The sequence below is a fragment of the Butyricimonas sp. DFI.6.44 genome (assembly GCF_022132345.1).
In the GTDB taxonomy this organism is placed as follows: domain Bacteria; phylum Bacteroidota; class Bacteroidia; order Bacteroidales; family Marinifilaceae; genus Butyricimonas; species Butyricimonas muris.
Map to the genome: position 1 here is coordinate 245098 of NZ_JAKNJD010000007.1, position 18218 is coordinate 263315.

Consider the following 18218-nt stretch of genomic DNA (forward strand, 5'->3'; position numbering starts at 1 on the left):
TTACAAGAATTTAGCGAGTTCGGCAGACTCCAAGACCACACCATTCCGTTTTATCGTAACCGGGTGTCCATATTGCTTCATAAATCGTAAATAACGGCGAATTATCGTGTCACAGTACTTCTCATCCATTTCCTGCCCGAAACATACCCGCCCCGTTTGTTCTGCCGCAACAATCGTAGTTCCGGATCCTAAAAAAAGATCAAGTATAATATTTCCCTCCTTACTACAGTCATACATCGCATCCGCCACGAGTTTCACGGGTTTAACAGTAGGATGATCTTCCAAGGCATCCCTTTCCCTGTTACCCACAGAGTTCATCCCGGCAAACTGCCAAACATTCGTGCGATATCGTCCATTTTGTCCCAACTCGAAGTTATTTATATGTTTCCCCTTACCGTTTTTGTAGACAAAAATCAGTTCATGCTGAGAACGGTAAAACGTTCCCATCCCCCCGTTATCTTTTACCCAAATAATAAGCTGCTTAAATTCTTGGTACAATTTGCCAGCAGTGGACAACTCGTTCACGTGCTTCCAATCCATACAAATGTAATGAATAGAGCCATTTTTACTATACTTGATGAGATTCATGATAACGTCTTCCAAGAATCGGGTAAAACGTGATTTATTCATTTCCCCCGAGGCCATCTTAAATTCATCATGTTTGATTTTCCCCAAACCGACGATATCAGCTACTTTCACGTTATATGGAGGATCCGTGAACACCATTTGCGCTAACTTACCATCCATGAGTCTTTCCACGGCGTGCATATCAGTACTATCTGCACAAAGTAGCCGATGTTCATTAAGCTCGTACAAATCCCCGGGCTTTGTTACCGGATCCGCAACTGGCCCCTCGTCAAATTCATCTTCAAGAATCTCTTTGGTTTCTTCTGGCTTGGCTGTTACCATATCCGTGGAAGGAAGTTCTGCGGATATCTCCGGCAGTTCGCAGATAATGTCCTTATAATCGATATCGGCAAAGAACTCTTCCAACTTCTCCAAGTCCCACTCCCCGGCATGAGTGTTAGATATCAAGTTGTAACGTTTAACTTCATCTTCGGTCAACATCCGGTTAGGTACTCGCACGTCAATAAATTCATCCTGCTTGCCCGCGAACCAAAGAGCCTCGTACCTACGTTGCCCCGCGATAATTCGATTGTCCTTATTGATTACCGGTATCTCCACCAAATTAAACGTCCCAATACTCTCGATGAGTTTACGTTGCTTATCTTCATTTACCTTCCGGGGATTAAAGTCGAGTGGAATAAGTTCTCGCACCCGACGTTGCTCTGTTATCCAATATAGTTTTTCCATGCTGCTTGAGATTTTAAAGCAAGGTAGTATGTCACCACCCCATCAGAAAGGACGATTTCAAATCGAACACTTTATTCAACAATTCTATCCCGGAACAAACAATTTTCAATAGATTACACTAAAAGCATCAAATTCCTTATTATCAACACGAAATCATATTACCCCCTTTTTGAGATTTTGCATTACATCCGCCCACCCTCAGCGGTTTGGGATGAACTTACATTCATTGTATTTATTCCTTTTCGTGGAAATCGTACATTACTAACAATCAAACACATGATTATCAATAAAATATCAACTCCTTAAAATCGGATACTTTTTTCCCTGTTTCTATACTTTTCCGCTATAATTCCAACAAAAAAAAGCCTCTGAAAAGAGGCTGATAGATCACAGTAAATAATTTAAAAAACTTTTTTATTTAATCAATAATCGACCATATAACTCAAGTAATTTCTTGTAAACTTAACCTATCACTAATGATGCCAAATAATCCAATAACAATTCCAAACTTTTATCTCCTATTTTTTGAGCATTTTTAATTAAAAAAGTTCTAAGCTTAACCTTCAATGATTTCTTTCTAGATGGTTCTGTACGCATCTCTTTTAATTCATTCAAATATTCTCTATATTTTTTTGCTACTTCCTTGTCACAATAATCAGAGAAATACTTCAACAATTTCTCGTCATTTTGATTGTAATTAATGTGACACCCGTTAAACAGATTTTCAATTTGCTGTCGATTATCATACACAACAATATTATCAACTTTGAAACCAGACATTGCCGTGATTTGCTCTAAGGGAGATTTATCATCAACCGACATACAACCTGAATCTTCGATATTGATCATTTTATTAAGGTAAAACTCTTTAAAATCTAACATTCGTCTTTCTTTAGCCATTTGAATATCAATTTTAAGTCGTTTCCATTCCTTAATAACTTCATCTATTGCTCTCTTATAATTCAAATCATTAGATAACCTCTCTTCATCTAGATACTCTATACCACTTTGATTTCCAAATTCAGATAATTCCAAAAACATTTTAAAGTCTTCCATCATTCGTTGGAAATTATCCACACCCAAATCTTTACTTTGAAATTTATATCTAACAGAAACTGATGATGAAACTTTACTCAACTCTAAATCAATATTTTTTATTTTAGTTAAATAATAATGAAACAAATCAATAAAACGATCAAACTCTTTAGCAAGAAAATCATTATCATTTACATACAACTCAAAAAATGTATTTTCTTTTATTTGTGTCAAAAATTCTAATACCTCAAAAGTAAATTCTTCATTTGTTTGATAGATTACAATTTCTAGATTTAACGTATTCAAAAAATCAATGTAGTCCCCAAGTTTCTTCTTTATTTCGTCTATCGTTAAAAAATCTTCTGGAACCAAAAGGTCTTTCACGAAATCAGAATTAACATACATTTTTTTACTTGCATGAAAATCTAATTCTTTCCAAAAATTAGGATTATACTGGCGACGCTTGTCTCTACCGATCAAATAATATTCGTCTGCTAAACAATGATTATAACAACCTATATAACATTTTGAATAAATTATATAATCAAGAAGATGAATTTTTGATAATTCAAGTCGTTCCAATATATCCGAAAAGAAATATTTTTTATTATATATATCTTCTTGAATATAAATCTTATGTGGATATTTATTTAATAACAAAAAGAAATCTTTAAAAACAGAAACTTTACTATAAAGAATACAGTTCAATAGAGACCATTCTGTCAACTTTATTACAATAAATCTAATTTTCTTATTAGACTGATTCAACTCATTATTCAAAGTCTTGTTAATGTGCTCCATCTCTTCCGTTCCAACCTTCTGCATTGACAAATCAAACACTTTAATTCCAATATTATTAATTATCGTCTTTTTTCCATCAATATTACCAACATTGAATAAATATCCCCGATCATTAATCAATCCTCGCATATTATCATTTTATATATCAAGAAGAAACTTCAATATGTTTTCAGTAAAGAGTACAAATGTATTGTTAAATGATACAACAAGCAAGTGTGAGCAATAAAAACATCAAACATATTCTTCAAGAAGAGAACATAGAGGTTATTATATCATATTTAGTTTTAGCTATTTCAAGGTTCAATTCCCATTTCTTTAATGTATTAATATCTTTGGATTTTTTATTACGAATATTGCTCTTGATACGCCGGATATTTTGAATCAAATTTGTAACTTCACATAAAAGAACTTGAGGACGATTCTTGCGAATCTCTTCAATTTTAGCAAGGTAAACACTCATTTTTTGTTGATGAACCACAAGCGGATGTTTGTATAAAAATTTCTTGTGTTTATCATAGGCACATAACTCCTCATGCGCTTGTTTTTGTAATATATCACACTCCACCATCTCAACACAAAGCTCCGGTGTCGGTTCCGTGTCTAATAAAATAGAAATATCCTGCATACGTCGGTATCGGTTTATACGTTCGTCATACAGGATAATACACGTTTGCACGTTCGGATCCGAATTGTTATCCCACGCTATTCCGGGGAACTCTTCTCGTTTGGTTCTTTTTTTTTATCGCTTTCAACAGGAGCAACGGTCTTGTTTTCCGACTTAGATTTATTCTCCCGAGGTCGCTTACTCCCCTTTGAACCACTACCTTTCTTAGATAAAGTCGATTGTTTTTTCTTGCTTGGACTTTTAACCTCTCCCACTCGATTAGCGAGTATTTCCTCTAAAGTCAACTTATTTAATAGCTCGCTTAAAATCTGTCCATCGACCTTCGCATAAGTAAAAGCATTCGCACGCTGAATATCCCTCTCGAGTTTAGGGTTTGAGCAATGTTTGAAAAACAAAGCTTTATCTTTCTCGAAATGCCCTGCAGAGGCATTCTGGATTATAATTCTATTTTTCTCTTCAAATGTGTACATAGTATTTTATTTTAAAAAAGGTGCCGGAAACGACACCTTTGATTTATCATACTCCCGGTTCTGCAACTGGCTCAAGCGGAATATCCCCCTCGAAAAACCAAAACGGATCAGGACAAGCTGCACCCACGAACTTCAAGTTGGCACCCTGCCAATCATCAATAACGCCAAGGGACTCGTAACTTAGCCTCAAACAGCTACACGGGGAACCGGCGATGAATTTCTTACCGGTTAGACAGTTCTCCCAGATCACGACAAACTCTTCTCCATTATTATTGTAGATAAATTGAAGCGCCTCGGGAGTTATTCCCTCGTAACTGCAATTTATTGTAAGTTGTCCTTGAGGGGCAACCTCTCCAACAGTTGCCGCATTAGGTTTTACGGAATTCGCTTGGCAATCAATATACGAACAACACTTACCCGCTAAAATAGGCAATTTTTTTATGACTCCATCCGTCGCTTTATCCCACTTATCCCAATCGATATCCATTTTTTTAGCACAGTAAATCCGGTACTTGATTGCAGGAATTTTATCTTGAGAAGTACTCGCCTGCAGGTTATTTACATTTATCGCCATATTCTTTTCAAATTAAATGTTATAAAAGAGGGCAAAAAGCCCTCATTATATACTACGCCGTAACTTTACGCTCAAGTTCAAGCCAATTTCCGGTCGGTTCCGTGACCTTGATCTGCTTGCCTCCGATAGTCTTCGTTACCACATGTAACTCTTGATAAAGTTTAATGTAATCACCTACTGCTGTCGGTGACCATGCAGCCGAGATCTTCTCGAACTTTCCACTTTTCGCAATAGTGGTTGCGTTCGCCGTATCACCACAAATGATCTTTACCACCCGGTCTGCCGGAGCATCGTTTATCGCTGTAATCGCGGTGGCTTTCGTGTTCTTCCCGGTAATGAACTGCGTGTTCAAGTTTCCATCGACTTCTGTCGCATCTGCCACAAGCTCCGTCACGGGGAAGTTCGTGAAGATCCACTGCAATTTACGTTTCGTCTTTGCCAACTCCGTTTCAGACTCGCACTGCAACCCTGCCATGTTCACGGCAGCGCCCTCTTTCCATCGTCCCATTGCCAACAGAGCCTCCAAACGACGCTCGAAGTAAATGTTATACATTTCTCCCGGCAGGTGTTGAAGTGACTCTATATTACCGGGAAGAGTGATCCACATCTTGTAGTCATTGTAGTCCATGTTCGGAACCGGGACAAATTGTTCCAGAGAGTAATCAATCGCCTGCATTTTCGGTCCGGCATAATCAGTGTCCGTACCATATTTACTCCGGAACCCCTGACGGTACCAAGGTACATGCTTCTCGTTTATGTACAACTTCATGCCATCCAACGAGGGCAGAATTTTGTTCACTTCCTCGAAGAACGTCTCCACGTAATCCACGATCGTCGCCTGCGTGTACGTTTTCAGGTTCTTGTAAGGCAAAACCTTCATACCTTCCTCCACCCGTTCAATCGCACGCAACACGCCATCCGCGGCAAACATCGCCGGGTTATCAACACCTTCTTGAACCGGGACCAACACCCCGACCACACGTCGACGAACCTGCTCGTTGAACATAGCTTTGTAGATATAAACAAGCAACCATTCAATAAACGTCCACTTCATCACATCGGATCCTTCCTTATTCAAGTACCCGATGTATTGCTTCTCAAGAGCGATCAGATCTTCGAACTTGTACTTGATCATCACGTCTGACACCCGAGCAATCTCTTGAGATATTTTAGCGGATCCTTTGAAGACCTCTCCGGCTTGATACCTTTGGGAGAACTCCCCGAAGAATGCCGTCGGGATTATTTCGCCATCTTGAATGCCCGAACGCCACGGGAAAATATGGTCTACCGTTTTGAGTGTACGCAAGTACGCGATAATCATATCTTGACGTCGAGTGAGATATTCTTTCCCGAACTCGATCTTCAATTCGCCGTAGTCAATCGCGAACTGTCCTGCCGCCATTGTTTTATAGTCCAACAATCCAAGTTGGTTACTTATATGTAATTCTTGAACACGAGCCGTGATACTACGCGTATAGTCGCGGAAAGATTCAGAAAAAGCATTCACTTCCTCTGTCGTTAAAGCGGAATCATGCAGCTTGCGATTTGCCATAACCTGATTATACCAAGCAGATTTAGCAAAAATAGGATGCTCTATCCCGAACAGATGAGTGTCAGAATGAGCGCAAGTTCCCAAAACAACAGGTAACACCTTTGCATCTGCCTTAACCACGGTCACGGGAGCAGAACTTTCCGGTTGTTTTTGCATCGTGGTAATCGCACCCATCATTGCCCGGATCATGCTTTCCATTGTCAACGGTTCATCATGCTGTTCTCCCTGACTCCCAGACAACCCCTCGATAAACGTCGCAACCTCTTGTTGTAACTCGCTACTAATTGTTGTAGCTTCCGGAGCAGCCGGAGGTTCATCGGCAATGGCATTATCTTCCTCCAAGGTGATGCCAAATTGTGCTTTATAATTGGCATAAAACTGACTCCAATCATCATTGGTCATTGTTTTTTCCTTCACTTTCGTAATAAAACCAAGAGCAGCCAGCACTGCCTGCACCCGTTGTTTAACTCTTTCTTTCATATATAATAAATTAAAACGTTGATAAAATAGACTCTCGTTTTCGGGCTTCGTTCTTCACGAATTCCACTACACTCGCCAAATTCATGATACCATCGATAAAATGATATTGAAGTGCATCTTTAGCGTAAAAATCCCGACCTTCAATTATACCCTCTACACTTAAATCCAAATCCGGAATATTTTCTTTGATTACATTCTGGAATTGCACGGCAAGAGGGGATAAGCGTTCCCTGATTAAAAGCGTATCGTCCGGCTCTGTTTTCGTCATATCGCGTTCGGGCAGGTTCTTCCATTTACTTTCCGGGGGATAAACCGTGGTTGATTTAATCCCGTATTTTTCATCTTGAGCGGAATAATCGTAAATCGTGTACATCACCCCGATACTCCCGATCACGTTCATTGCATTTAAAGCAAAAATATGATCCGTGTATGATGCAACCCATAACCCGGCAGAACACAAATAGCCATCAGTTAATGTCACGATCGGTTTTGTCATGTTAGTGATCGCATCCTGTAACTGGAAGACGGCTTGGATATCACCCCCCGGGCAGTTAGCGTACAACACTACCCCGGAAATTTTATCACTCGCGTTTGCCAATCGAATAATATTCGCCAATTCGTCACAACCGTAACGGTACCATGAAGAATATTTTGTCATAATCCCGATAAGTGGAATAATAGCCACGCTATCTTGCTCCAAACTATCAAAAGGATTTCCCGAATCACCATCCATATTCACTAGGGCATTCATGTTTGCCCGAATGGGTACGTCTACCGGGTCTATTTTATACGTAGAATCATTTAGCATTCGAATAACTGTCCGCTCCAAAACAGCGGCAGCCGTTTCCGAGATCGCCCAATCGGATGAGCATAATTCAATCAGAAGAGATTCGTTCATGTGTAACTTATTTTGTTACACAATATTATTTGGAATAAAGGCGAAAAGAAAGGACTATAATGTATAGACCACCTTTGGCGGTGGTCTAAATTCAAGAATTCGCCGTGAATGTTATTTCCGTCACCGGAATCTTTTCTTGGTAAGTATAAGTTGCCGGGTATTGAGTTGAGCCGACTATGTATTTCTCATTTTCTGAAGTAGTTAAAACAAGAATAACTCGAGCTGTAGGAATTCGGGTAAGAAGCGCACAATCCGCCCCAGTCTTTATTTTCACCGTTTCCGTTTTCAACGCTCCCGGATCCGATAGCTTGTTTGAAATCGTCAATTCAACTTCATCCGTTGGCAGGTAATGAAATTTATATCCATTTTTCAATTTACACGTACCGGGATAAGTAACGTCAACTTCATGCAGAAAGCAAAATTCTAGTCTGTTACACAAAATTTTATTCATATATCTGATAATTAAAATATTACACAAAAAATGCACCCAAATGCATACAGTCAAATGACATACAAGTGACATTTATATAAATTTTCCATCACCAATGTCGTAAGAAAAAAGTATTATTTTAACTTAGTTTAATGTTTAAACCTGTTTTCTCGTTTAAATCGCTTCCCGTTCCGATCCCGATAATTCTTTTGCTTTAACCCGTCTGTCGTGATCGACTCGATGTGGTATTCCTCGGCAAACAACTCGATCGCCGCCTGCCACTCGAATTGCTCCACGTGAACTTTATGTGCCACGTAGTCATTCAACGTGATGCAAAACAACGTATGCACTCGTTTCTGAAATTCCATCTGAGCCCTTTTCCCGAGATAATTATAGGTTCGTGGATCCCGTCCCAAACGTTGATAAGGAATCACTATCTCCGTGTTCACGTCATCTTGAACAATATCACGTTTCGGAGGCTTTATCCTTAAAACGTGTATCAATGCAAGCAAATCGGAGTTCTCCGGAAAGCGGATAGGCTCTTCCCCAAATTTAGCGATCAAGAATTCCCTCAAGTAAGGCTTCAATTTAATTTTCGTTGTCACTTCCATATCGAATAAGTCATTTAACTGTAAATATAATCATATATATGCCTACAACCAACAATCAGGTATTATTTTTCTCATCAACAATACATTACACGGTTGTTGGGTTGATTTTTTACATCATTTTTTGTCATGGTTGTAGGTGGTTGTAACCCTGCATTTTTTATAGTTTTACAAGAGTTACAACCTCTACAACTCCCGTCCCGTAAGGCTTTACAAGCAAAAGGTTGTAAGGTTGTAGGGTTGTAAGCTAACTTTGTTTTTTGATTGCTCACGGGACATAAATATATATTCCTTATAAGGAATAAGATAATTATTTGAAAAATAATTATATACATACGTAACAAGGCACGTAAATAGTGATTTATAACTTTGATTTGACTAAATACTTGTATCTGGTACCAATTTCTTTCTCTTTAATTCCTTTTTTCAAGAAACCTTGAGCAGTAAGTGCCATCCCGATAGTGATCTCGTTAATCAAGCCCATACTCATGAGAATCTTTTTGTGCTGTTTCAACTCCTTGAGTATTTCGGAAGCCATCATCCATGTTCCATCGGATTCGGACTCCGGTCGTTCATAATGCAAGTTTACCAATATTGCAGAAGATGATTGAACCAAATATCGTACATTAAATTCTTTGAAGGCATTATAATCATCCGTGTTGAACACGTAATCAAAATCCTGCTCGAGCAACATGGTCGCTTCAGCCCAAAGCTGATCCACGTCGACCTTTTGAGAATAGCTTATATCTATCCCGTCTATCTCGATAATCCCGAATCTTCTCAATCCCATTTCCATTTGTAAAAATCCGCCCATTTCCGGCGTTCTGTTCGAGGTAAACGCTGCCGAGGCTATTCTATTAACAAGCTGTGAAAACTCTTCTCTCGGGCGTTTTATTGATAGCTTTTTGGCCGACATCACCTTCTTGAACATATCCGCCCTAGCTTTCGTTATCCCAACCAGTTCATCAAAATTGACCATGAAATTCCGGGTGAAGTCTTTCGTCATATCGAAGATATCCGGATCCTTGTCTGAAGCCTTGTAATATTCCTTCAACTCATCCGGAACAAGGAACTCGAAAAACCATGTTTTCCCGATCCCCTCGTGAGCCGAAACAAGCCCAAGAGCAACATCATTCGGTCGTATTCCCAAGGCACAGGCGACGGCTGACACCAACCACTTTTTTATTATATAGGTCGCCCGCTGCTGGTAATACCCCTCGGGCTGATCTTCAAACTCCCGAGCCTTTATGTGCGAACACAAGATGTCAATCTGACTCTCTCCCCGGTACTTTCCTTTTATATTCTCGAAATAATCAACAACCGGGTTACAGGTCTTGCTGTAATTCGGGGAAGTAAGAATCATCTTTAGCACATTCGTTCCCACGGAAATGCCTTCCTCCAAAAGATGCAAGTATATATCGTTAAAAGAAATAGAGTGATCGTATTGTTTTATTTTAGACACGATATAAGATTTCGACGTGTCAAACTCGTTAATCCGGATCTCGTAGTTCTCTTCCAAGAATTCACGGACAAGCGTTACCTTGTCCGTGGTTCCAATACTGGGAGTTTTCGTTGTTTTTAATGTTCTAGCCATATATCAAATTTTATGCACTACAATTTTCCATCTTTGGTTTTATCCCGAAAGTTCATTCTCATGGTACATCTACCGATAACACTTTATCCGCGTACTCTGCGGCAAACCTAACGAACAAAGCCTCCCAACTTTTGTAGGCATGACAAAACAATTTCCGCTCACCATACACGGCGTGAGCGAAATAATAATACTTACGATGCTTTACTTTCAATTTCCTGACTAACGGAAATCTCTCTTGAAACGCTTGTCGTGCGTCATCCGTTGATACGAGGGTACTATACTTCACCCCGGAACAAGTTTTCTCTGTGGAGTTCATTACAGATATATTTGTTCTAAGCTGACGGAAATTATAATAAAAAAACGGTTCCGCCTTTCCCGTTGAACTCCACCTAAGAGGCAGTAGGTCCATTAAGACTCTACACGGGGGTACGAAACCGTATATATGATCAGCACAGGTATAAAAAATACCCGCTGATATTTGACGGGTCTGCCCGCCTCTTAGTATGGAGTTCACCACAAACATACGAATATTTTTTATAACTGCGATCATGGATTAGTCTTTTTATTTAGAGAAAGGAAGATGTAGTTGGCGGAAATCTGCTTGAATGATCTGAAGCATCCCCAAAGATTTCTTCTCGATTAATTTTTTCTTTTCGTTCAAACGCTTCTGCAAATCATCTTTTTCCGAAGTAAGAACCTGAATTTCAGAAGCGATTTTCTGTAATTCATCCTCCCTCGCTCGTTCTTCTTCTGTCGTGTAACGTCCAGCCTTCCGAATCGCGGGCAGAACCTCGTGAGTGATCCACCGCTTAAATTCTTTCGCTTCCGGCTTAGTGCTTGTCAAGATTAAAGAATACAAACCAAATTCATTCACGGTCAAGGTCTCTTTCAGCTTACCTTGACTGTCTACAATACGGTCAAGCCTATATTCATCTCCATCCAAACTTTTAATCTTTTGATGGGAATCTGCATATCCTAAAATATTGCAAACATCAATACCCGCAAACCAATACTGCTCATTTTCATCGGTTTTCATTCTGACCAAATTTCCTTTAAATTCAAATTTCTGTTCCATAATTTTCCTTTTACAATTATTAAAATAGAGTTTACTTATTCAGAGGTGTAGATTCATATACTCCTATAAACTTCTCATAGAGAGAGTCACAGATTAATATTTGATTTCTTAAAACAGCTTCTTTCGATTCTTCTTTCACTTTATTAGGATGAATCCCTCCAAGCCAAAGGAAGAATCGTTTCAACGGTAAACAAAGCATTTCACGTAGCTTCCCATCTCTAGCCATACACCGGATCAACCTAATATTGTCTGCAAATAATGGATGAGATTTCACCACTTCAGTTTGCGTCAGAAAAGCGATACCCAGCATTTCACACACTGGCTTTATAGCCACGTAACGTTGGTCATTCATCACAGGACATTCAATCATCCCGCTTTCAATCTCAATAACTTCTGTTTTCATGATAATAAAATTAAATTTGATTTATTAATCGTCTTGAGTCACCGGGAAGGAGTATATAATTACACATTTCCCGAAGCCGGGAAACAATATATTGCCCGTACTTTTCCTCAAGACTCTGGAGTTTAAAATTCGTGGTCGCGTAAGTTCTTGCCCCCCGCTCGTAACGTTTCGCCAACAAATCCACGATAGGCTTTTTCACGTTCCCGAAATCAACAACCTCGTTAGGTTCCCGACCAAGTTCATCAATAAACAGGGGCTTACGATCAATTTCCTTTATACCTTGTTCCCGAATAAACTCACACAACTCGTTGGCGTGATACATTGTTATCTGCTTACGAGCCATTGTATTAGCAAGAAGAATATAAGCTGTCAGCAACAACGTCTTTCCACAACCGACCTTACCGGCAAAAATAATACCGGCATGAATATTCCACTTGCAAGCCGAATCCCCTGCAAAATACAAGAATAACTGCCGGATAACTTCTTGATTCGATGCATCAATCTCAAAATGATGCATAAACCCTCGTTTCAACAAAATATTATTAGCGTTAGTTGTCAGAGCCCAACAAAACTCCTCGTAAGAAAGCGAGTACATACACTTATGTGTAAACAATTCATCCTCTAACTTTTTTCTTTCCTTGGCACAGTCCCGTTCCATGCCTTGAATAATGTTACCAAGTTCCATCTTCCGTGTTATTTACCAACTTATTATTATCTTCTTTTTTCTGTGGAGGTAGAATAAAAGACTTCGCCCGTAAGTAACAAGAGAAATCTATAATCTTGCAGGCTTTTTCTTCGCTGTCCTCCGCTAACATCGCCAAGTATTCAAGTGCCATCTTTTCAGAACGAGAACGCATAACCTGCCCGTGTTGCTCCTGCAAATATTCCTTCCAAAACTTCCACTTCCCCGCAAACTGAGATGTCTCCCACGGAAGAATATTCGTAACAGGTTCCACGGGAGTAACAAACTGATCGAATTCCTCTGCTAATTTTTTCAGGTCATTCCAAGCCTTCACAAGAACTTTAGTCTTCTTCATTCCTGAAGCACTCAAACCGGAATTCTGCAGATAATCATCAAATTGCTTATCTGTTTCGACAATCTTCTCCCAAAGTTTATCCCAATGTTTTTGCATAATCAGTTATTTACTATCGAATTGAAACAAATTGTTTTCATTAAACATTTTTTCTACTTGTTCTATCGCCCGGAATATCTCGTAGACTACTTGCGGAACCATAGTATTCCCATACGATTTTATAGACCATTCTCTCCATCGTCCGTAAGGAATGGCAAGGTGGTGTACATCAAAGGGAAGCCTTGCATCTCTTCCACAAACAGGGGATTGAGTTGGGAAGTTTTGCCACCTGTTTGTTTCGTGTGTTTCCCTATGATTGCAGGTATGTTGCACAGGGCATCCGTCCTCATTGCCCCGTTCTTTCTTTTCAACGCCGTGGGGGAAACTGATGGTTGATAATCCCTTGCTGTCGGTGTTGGTAATAACTGTACCATCCTCGCCAACCCCACGCTCCCGTTCGTCCCATTTTGGTTTATCTTCCGTAACATCCCGCTCCCGTTCTCCACGAACACGTCGTTCTTCCCGATTATCGCTCCCGTAGTTGCATCGCTCGCCATTGGGGTCGGTAATAGTCCGCTTGCCGCCATGTCGTTCAAGTCTATCGTCCTGCCCTGCTCCGATTTCCTCTGTATCCTCCTGCTTTCCATCGTCGAGCCGCTCTTGTAATCCCGCCTCTGTGGCGTGGGTAGGATATCTAATGGCATAAATACAGTCTTTCCCTTCTCGTTGCAAACCTTCAACCCCTGTGTCTGCACGGTTGGCAATAAACCAGACTCTATCCCTCCTGTGGGGCGCTCCGACGGCACAAGCCGGTATAATAATCGGTTGGACGGAATAATTGATACTTTCAAGGTCATTACAGATTTGGTCAATAATAAATTGCTCACGCATTTCCGTTTCCTTGTAACTTTCTCCGAACACATCCGTGTAGCGACCCACCGTAACCTCCTCGCCGGGGAAAACCATAGAGGTGATTCCACTAACATTTTCACCAACAAACCAAGACGGTCTAATCTCGTTGATGACACGAAGCACCTCTGGCCAGAGGTAGCGGTCATCTTCCGAGCCTCCTCTTGCTCCAGCAATTGAAAATGGCTGACACGGGAAGCCCGCCGTAAGTATGTCAATTCGTCCTCTCCATTTTTTAAAGTCTTGTTCGAATATGTTTCCATAATGCTTACTATTAGGATAATAATATTTTAATACTGTGTTACAGAACTCGTCCACCTCACACGAGAAGGCATTCTCCCACTCCATCCATGTAGCAGCGAGTTCGCAAGCACCTATCCCGGTGCAAAGAGAGGCGTGTATCATGGTTCAAATCGTTATTTATAACTGAAAATTTTTATTCTATACATTACACCATCCGATAATGTATCAGACGGCAATACCCACCATTCACATTCTCCATAAAGTTGTAAAAGCCGTTGGATGCGATTAATTGTAGATTCGTAAAAAAATTTACCGTCAATAGAGATAATATCACCCGATACTCTCAATAATAACTTCGATTCCTCCACTACAATTCCTATTTTTTGAATGAAATCTTTGTATTTCATACTTCAAATCGTTTTCTATTAATATGGTATTGACCGGGGGGGGCTACCCTCTTTTTTTGCCAATTCTTCCTCTTCTCTTTTCAAGCGAATGTGTTTTTGTAGCCGCTTTACCTTCGCTACTTGCTCCTCGGTTAATTCGATTTCAATCTTATTCACACCTCGACCGAAGTATGCTTTTATTTTTTTGCTCATGTCATTCGATCTAAATATCATTTTTCAATATTTTTCGGCTCAAATGGTGTCACTTTCAACACACCACTAACTCGTAAACGTCCGCTTCCAGAACATTTTGTACACACTTCCCGCTTAGGTTCAAGAGTATCAAAATCCTTTACTGTCAGGAATCCATTTCCTCTACAACGGTCGCATAATTTTATAACATCAATATTCAATATGCCATCAATCGTATTCATAAGCAAAATAATAATCATTTTTTCCACGTCTGGCTTGTCGAGATTTTGCAGAGATCCGAACATTACGAGTCGTTGTGGTACGAATAACATTCAATTGTTGATATTCAACAAGAATAAAAGCTAATACACAAGTAATTGCAGCCACAATATTCCTAATTCGTCCCAATTTATCTCTATGCACAGGAACATCATATTCCGTACAAAAGATATATGCACCAATTTCTGTTGCTTTATTTATACCAAGTTTCATCTTTATATGCTTTATATGCTCTTTCACGGTTTCAACAGATAGGTTTAGAATACAAGCGACCTCTTTATAGGAAGCCCCCCAAGTTATTAATTCCGCAATCTCACGTTCACGGTCAGTTAGGCTCTCTTTCATATTCAAAAACTACTTCAATTCCTAACTTTTGAAATTCCTCCTTTATAATTTGATACTCTATATGAGTTGGCTCAACCCCCTTCATTCGATGGTAAAAAGTACAACGTTCGATCTGAAGTCGTTTCATTATGTTTTTACGTAAAACCCGTTGGTCAGCTCTTGACAGATTATCATACGCAATTCTAAAAGAGTACCCCTTTTTAGGTATTGTTTTTTGTTTCATAATACAATACATTTGTGTTGTTATATTACATATTTGTTTAATGCAAATATACATACAAATGACTGCAAAATACAAACATTTGGATGTGTATTTTTAAAAATAATTTATGAAGGAAATTATATCGGAAAGATTATCACAGATAATCAAAACATTAGGTATAAACAAAAACCGTCTAGCTCTTGAACTTAATTACAAGAATTCTGTCGTGGGCAACGTGGTTAATCAACGGAATTTACCTTCATTTGACTTTATTTTTCGCCTAAAACAATATGAACCACGTCTCAATTTGAATTGGTTCATTTCCGGCGAAGGAAAGATGTTCATTGATGAAAATAACGACAATAATACCGAAGAAAAATTTGAGGTGTACAAAGAATTAGCTGACACGTTAAAAAGAGAAAACGCACTTCTACGTGACAAACTTGAACAAAAAGAACAGTCAAATGATAGTAAAAATAAAAAGACAGCTTAAGAATTGCCTACAAAAGAGAACGTTACAAGAATGCTCCCGGGACAGAATCGGGACAATCGTAAAAAACACGAAATTTAAAAATGATTGAACATAAACGAGATAACACATTAAGAAATGATAAATGCAAAGAAAATAGAGTCCTGTCATCCCGACTACTGAGCATCAGGCAATTAGAGAGGTTTAAAAGACCTCTCTTTTTTATTGCGATTAAACATTCATTAAACTTTTCGGGTAACTTAATACGAACCAATACCAATCACCACACGATATCTTTTGGCATTTATTGGAAAGATTTTTGCATGAAAAGAATGAAATTCAAAACACGAAGAACACGAGGTCCACCTAATTTTTCACGTGAGCACTTTTAATAGCCCTTTTCAACGAAGACCGGACGACGAGTCCGTGAAAAGGACGAATCACAAAGAAATAGACTTTCCCCAACCGGTTATTATACTTCACGAGAGTATTCACGTAAACACTCTTGCTGCCATCTATTCGAACCGAGATATACGCGTCCAGATGCTTATCTTTCATCAACATCACGGTTTCCCGTTCATCCTTTGCCAACATTTCAATAAAATGATACTTTCCGCCATTACGTATACAATGTTTGAACTCTTCAAGACTATCTCCTTCCGCCCCTTTCAACCCGACAAATCTCACGAGGAAATTACGCAACTTGAAAAGAACATTCACCCACCCCGGCATATCCGTCCAAAAACGAACCATCAAATCATCGGGTGCAATTGAAATGTTTTCACTCGATATCACACGAAACGAGTCTTTATAATCCGCCGGAAAATATTTCACGGTAAGACTATCGGCTGGGATTTCACTCTTTTTTACTTTCATCATGTCATAATCATTTCACGAAAATACACATTCCCTCTCACAAAAATCACTCCTTATGAATAAATTCACGACTAAAAAATTGATTTTGTACCATTTTTCTCAAACCTTTACACTATTCAACTAAAAATGGTACCATGAAAAAGATCATATTCCTGATTGTTATTCTATTCAACATCGAAAAGCTAGAGAAAACAGCTGACATTGACAGATATCAGCTGTTCTAAATTCATCAACGCACCCTTATTCCACCGGGATATAAACCTCTGTCACCAAATCCTCCGGTTTCACGTGATCCGGATGATTCAAATACTTCTCGAAACCGGGAGTATTCCCCAGTTTGTATCCCCTTTCGGGTATCCATTTCAGATAGATAGTGTCATAAACAGCATGAAGATTCAAGTACGGTCCCCGGTAACGGAATATGGCATACTTTCCACCGGCGACCTCTTTCACCCCGACTTCTCCTTTCGGTTTCCCGACACGAGGCAACGCCAAGCATACATCCGTACGTAACTTATCCGGTTCCGTCACTTTCGGATCATCGTGATATATACAAAGATGCCCGACTTCCGGTGCGAAAAGATTCTCCTCCCGCACGTGATTCCACAAACGTTGCCACGCGGCGCTATAATCCAGATTAACATACGCTCCCGCCAGTCGCACGTAAATCACTTGCTGGGGTGCCAGTACTTTTTCCTCTATTTCCAACGGTAAATCCGGTCTTAATTCAATAGGTTTCATAATCGTGTAATTTTTATTTTTACGGTATTGATTCGGTGAAATACCATAAAACAGTCTGAAACTCTTTGATAACGACGAGGGAACGTCATACCCCACCCGGAAAGCAATATCCTGTACGGGTAATTCGGAATAGCGCAATAATCGAGCTGCAGTCTCGACACGCATCCTCGTGATGAAAGCCCCGATCGGTTCACCCAAAAAAGCCCGCACGATCCGGTGGAAATGCCAAGGTGAAAAACCGGACATCTCAGACAAGATTCCCAAGTCGATATTCTCACCCAAATGATTGTTGATATACTCCACGATCACGTTGATTCGTTTCACGTATTCCTCCTTTGTCGATAACTTTTGTTCCATAGTTTTTTGTATTTCAACGCGAAAATAACCACCAAAAACAAGACGGACTTTTCCCGGATTGCTAAATTACAAACGATAGCCGGATTCTTTAGAAATAAATAGGAAAACCCTCACCATTCATACTACAAGCTAAAAGGAACTTTCACTCATACAAGAAGTTGGTTGGGTGATACTTCTATCATACACCCATCACACTTTCATAAAACTCCTATCAGCATAGTCAAAGCATTGATTATAAACAGATTTTCCAAAAATTCTATTCTCAATCAAATGTATTTTATACCTTT

General features: G+C 39.5%; 24 protein-coding genes. 1 reads left to right on the top strand and 23 read right to left on the bottom strand.

The window, feature by feature from the left end; translation table 11 throughout:
* The 21 genes from L0M98_RS11600 to L0M98_RS11700 form a co-directional block, all read right to left on the bottom strand.
* On the bottom strand, positions 1-1314 hold the full coding sequence (locus tag L0M98_RS11600; protein ID WP_227216002.1) for a DNA modification methylase: 1314 nt from the start codon (positions 1312-1314) through the stop codon (positions 1-3).
* A gap of 462 nt (positions 1315-1776) precedes the next feature.
* Positions 1777-3279: a hypothetical protein gene (locus L0M98_RS11605; protein WP_227216004.1), complete on the bottom strand. Its 1503-nt coding sequence runs from the start codon at positions 3277-3279 to the stop codon at positions 1777-1779.
* A 115-nt stretch (positions 3280-3394) separates the two neighbouring features.
* On the bottom strand, positions 3395-3775 hold the full coding sequence (locus tag L0M98_RS11610) for a hypothetical protein (protein WP_227216006.1): 381 nt from the start codon (positions 3773-3775) through the stop codon (positions 3395-3397).
* Positions 3776-3852: 77 nt separating this feature from the next.
* A complete protein-coding gene (locus L0M98_RS11615; RefSeq protein ID WP_227216007.1) occupies positions 3853-4245 on the bottom strand; it encodes a hypothetical protein in 393 nt (130 codons plus the stop codon).
* Positions 4246-4291: 46 nt separating this feature from the next.
* A complete protein-coding gene (locus L0M98_RS11620) occupies positions 4292-4819 on the bottom strand; it encodes a hypothetical protein (RefSeq protein WP_227216008.1) in 528 nt (175 codons plus the stop codon).
* A 52-nt stretch (positions 4820-4871) separates the two neighbouring features.
* A complete protein-coding gene (locus L0M98_RS11625; RefSeq protein ID WP_227216009.1) occupies positions 4872-6851 on the bottom strand; it encodes a hypothetical protein in 1980 nt (659 codons plus the stop codon).
* 10 nt (positions 6852-6861) lie between these two features.
* Positions 6862-7749, bottom strand: a complete 888-nt coding sequence (locus L0M98_RS11630) for a S49 family peptidase (protein WP_227216011.1) — start codon at positions 7747-7749, stop codon at positions 6862-6864.
* Between the two features lie 91 nt (positions 7750-7840).
* Positions 7841-8200: a hypothetical protein gene (locus L0M98_RS11635; protein WP_227216012.1), complete on the bottom strand. Its 360-nt coding sequence runs from the start codon at positions 8198-8200 to the stop codon at positions 7841-7843.
* Between the two features lie 128 nt (positions 8201-8328).
* On the bottom strand, positions 8329-8790 hold the full coding sequence (locus L0M98_RS11640; protein WP_227216014.1) for a hypothetical protein: 462 nt from the start codon (positions 8788-8790) through the stop codon (positions 8329-8331).
* Between the two features lie 358 nt (positions 8791-9148).
* Positions 9149-10381, bottom strand: a complete 1233-nt coding sequence (locus L0M98_RS11645) for a VapE domain-containing protein (RefSeq protein WP_227216016.1) — start codon at positions 10379-10381, stop codon at positions 9149-9151.
* A 58-nt stretch (positions 10382-10439) separates the two neighbouring features.
* Positions 10440-10697 carry a hypothetical protein gene (locus tag L0M98_RS11650; RefSeq protein WP_227216017.1) on the bottom strand — a complete coding sequence of 86 codons (258 nt, stop codon included), beginning with the start codon at positions 10695-10697 and terminating at the stop codon, positions 10440-10442.
* Between the two features lie 246 nt (positions 10698-10943).
* Entirely contained in the window at positions 10944-11456 is a 513-nt protein-coding gene (locus tag L0M98_RS11655; protein WP_227216018.1) for a BRO-N domain-containing protein, read from the bottom strand.
* A gap of 31 nt (positions 11457-11487) precedes the next feature.
* Positions 11488-11859, bottom strand: coding sequence for a phage antirepressor N-terminal domain-containing protein (locus L0M98_RS11660; RefSeq protein ID WP_227216020.1), 372 nt, complete (start codon positions 11857-11859; stop codon positions 11488-11490).
* 10 nt (positions 11860-11869) lie between these two features.
* Positions 11870-12544, bottom strand: a complete 675-nt coding sequence (locus L0M98_RS11665; RefSeq protein WP_227216021.1) for a hypothetical protein — start codon at positions 12542-12544, stop codon at positions 11870-11872.
* Entirely contained in the window at positions 12531-12992 is a 462-nt protein-coding gene (locus tag L0M98_RS11670) for a hypothetical protein (RefSeq protein ID WP_227216023.1), read from the bottom strand. Before L0M98_RS11670 ends, L0M98_RS11665 begins: the two co-directional genes overlap by 14 nt.
* A gap of 6 nt (positions 12993-12998) precedes the next feature.
* Positions 12999-14246: a DNA cytosine methyltransferase gene (locus L0M98_RS11675; protein ID WP_227216025.1), complete on the bottom strand. Its 1248-nt coding sequence runs from the start codon at positions 14244-14246 to the stop codon at positions 12999-13001.
* 11 nt (positions 14247-14257) lie between these two features.
* Positions 14258-14491 (bottom strand): hypothetical protein, encoded by a 234-nt coding sequence (locus L0M98_RS11680; protein ID WP_227216027.1) that lies wholly within the window; start codon positions 14489-14491, stop codon positions 14258-14260.
* Between the two features lie 18 nt (positions 14492-14509).
* Entirely contained in the window at positions 14510-14683 is a 174-nt protein-coding gene (locus L0M98_RS11685; protein WP_237961699.1) for a hypothetical protein, read from the bottom strand.
* A 17-nt stretch (positions 14684-14700) separates the two neighbouring features.
* A complete protein-coding gene (locus L0M98_RS11690; RefSeq protein ID WP_227216029.1) occupies positions 14701-14904 on the bottom strand; it encodes a hypothetical protein in 204 nt (67 codons plus the stop codon).
* A complete protein-coding gene (locus L0M98_RS11695) occupies positions 14891-15286 on the bottom strand; it encodes a response regulator transcription factor (protein ID WP_227216031.1) in 396 nt (131 codons plus the stop codon). Before L0M98_RS11695 ends, L0M98_RS11690 begins: the two co-directional genes overlap by 14 nt.
* Positions 15267-15509: a hypothetical protein gene (locus L0M98_RS11700; RefSeq protein ID WP_227216033.1), complete on the bottom strand. Its 243-nt coding sequence runs from the start codon at positions 15507-15509 to the stop codon at positions 15267-15269. The genes L0M98_RS11695 and L0M98_RS11700 overlap by 20 nt, the downstream gene beginning before the upstream one ends.
* 106 nt (positions 15510-15615) lie before the next feature.
* On the opposite strand from L0M98_RS11700, the gene L0M98_RS11705 reads away from it, so the two are divergent.
* Positions 15616-15981, top strand: coding sequence for a hypothetical protein (locus L0M98_RS11705; protein ID WP_227216035.1), 366 nt, complete (start codon positions 15616-15618; stop codon positions 15979-15981).
* 342 nt (positions 15982-16323) lie between these two features.
* Here the strand turns inward: L0M98_RS11705 and L0M98_RS11710 are convergent, their stop codons facing one another.
* Entirely contained in the window at positions 16324-16836 is a 513-nt protein-coding gene (locus tag L0M98_RS11710) for a DUF2867 domain-containing protein (RefSeq protein ID WP_227216036.1), read from the bottom strand.
* 237 nt (positions 16837-17073) lie between these two features.
* A complete protein-coding gene (locus L0M98_RS11715) occupies positions 17074-17931 on the bottom strand; it encodes an AraC family transcriptional regulator (protein WP_227216038.1) in 858 nt (285 codons plus the stop codon).
* Positions 17932-18218: the final 287 nt, after the last annotated feature.

Coding starts and splice junctions, on each gene's coding strand:
- L0M98_RS11660 (WP_227216020.1), bottom strand. CDS start 11,859: ATGAAAACAGAAGTTATTGAGATTGAAAGCGGGATGATTGAATGTCCT.
- L0M98_RS11705 (WP_227216035.1), top strand. CDS start 15,616: ATGAAGGAAATTATATCGGAAAGATTATCACAGATAATCAAAACATTA.
- L0M98_RS11670 (WP_227216023.1), bottom strand. CDS start 12,992: ATGCAAAAACATTGGGATAAACTTTGGGAGAAGATTGTCGAAACAGAT.
- L0M98_RS11610 (WP_227216006.1), bottom strand. CDS start 3,775: ATGCAGGATATTTCTATTTTATTAGACACGGAACCGACACCGGAGCTT.
- L0M98_RS11640 (WP_227216014.1), bottom strand. CDS start 8,790: ATGGAAGTGACAACGAAAATTAAATTGAAGCCTTACTTGAGGGAATTC.
- L0M98_RS11650 (WP_227216017.1), bottom strand. CDS start 10,697: ATGAACTCCACAGAGAAAACTTGTTCCGGGGTGAAGTATAGTACCCTC.
- L0M98_RS11675 (WP_227216025.1), bottom strand. CDS start 14,246: ATGATACACGCCTCTCTTTGCACCGGGATAGGTGCTTGCGAACTCGCT.
- L0M98_RS11710 (WP_227216036.1), bottom strand. CDS start 16,836: ATGATGAAAGTAAAAAAGAGTGAAATCCCAGCCGATAGTCTTACCGTG.
- L0M98_RS11600 (WP_227216002.1), bottom strand. CDS start 1,314: ATGGAAAAACTATATTGGATAACAGAGCAACGTCGGGTGCGAGAACTT.
- L0M98_RS11655 (WP_227216018.1), bottom strand. CDS start 11,456: ATGGAACAGAAATTTGAATTTAAAGGAAATTTGGTCAGAATGAAAACC.
- L0M98_RS11605 (WP_227216004.1), bottom strand. CDS start 3,279: ATGCGAGGATTGATTAATGATCGGGGATATTTATTCAATGTTGGTAAT.
- L0M98_RS11645 (WP_227216016.1), bottom strand. CDS start 10,381: ATGGCTAGAACATTAAAAACAACGAAAACTCCCAGTATTGGAACCACG.
- L0M98_RS11680 (WP_227216027.1), bottom strand. CDS start 14,491: ATGAAATACAAAGATTTCATTCAAAAAATAGGAATTGTAGTGGAGGAA.
- L0M98_RS11630 (WP_227216011.1), bottom strand. CDS start 7,749: ATGAACGAATCTCTTCTGATTGAATTATGCTCATCCGATTGGGCGATC.
- L0M98_RS11695 (WP_227216031.1), bottom strand. CDS start 15,286: ATGAAAGAGAGCCTAACTGACCGTGAACGTGAGATTGCGGAATTAATA.
- L0M98_RS11700 (WP_227216033.1), bottom strand. CDS start 15,509: ATGAAACAAAAAACAATACCTAAAAAGGGGTACTCTTTTAGAATTGCG.
- L0M98_RS11620 (WP_227216008.1), bottom strand. CDS start 4,819: ATGGCGATAAATGTAAATAACCTGCAGGCGAGTACTTCTCAAGATAAA.
- L0M98_RS11715 (WP_227216038.1), bottom strand. CDS start 17,931: ATGGAACAAAAGTTATCGACAAAGGAGGAATACGTGAAACGAATCAAC.
- L0M98_RS11615 (WP_227216007.1), bottom strand. CDS start 4,245: ATGTACACATTTGAAGAGAAAAATAGAATTATAATCCAGAATGCCTCT.
- L0M98_RS11685 (WP_237961699.1), bottom strand. CDS start 14,683: ATGAGCAAAAAAATAAAAGCATACTTCGGTCGAGGTGTGAATAAGATT.
- L0M98_RS11690 (WP_227216029.1), bottom strand. CDS start 14,904: ATGAATACGATTGATGGCATATTGAATATTGATGTTATAAAATTATGC.
- L0M98_RS11635 (WP_227216012.1), bottom strand. CDS start 8,200: ATGAATAAAATTTTGTGTAACAGACTAGAATTTTGCTTTCTGCATGAA.
- L0M98_RS11625 (WP_227216009.1), bottom strand. CDS start 6,851: ATGAAAGAAAGAGTTAAACAACGGGTGCAGGCAGTGCTGGCTGCTCTT.
- L0M98_RS11665 (WP_227216021.1), bottom strand. CDS start 12,544: ATGGAACTTGGTAACATTATTCAAGGCATGGAACGGGACTGTGCCAAG.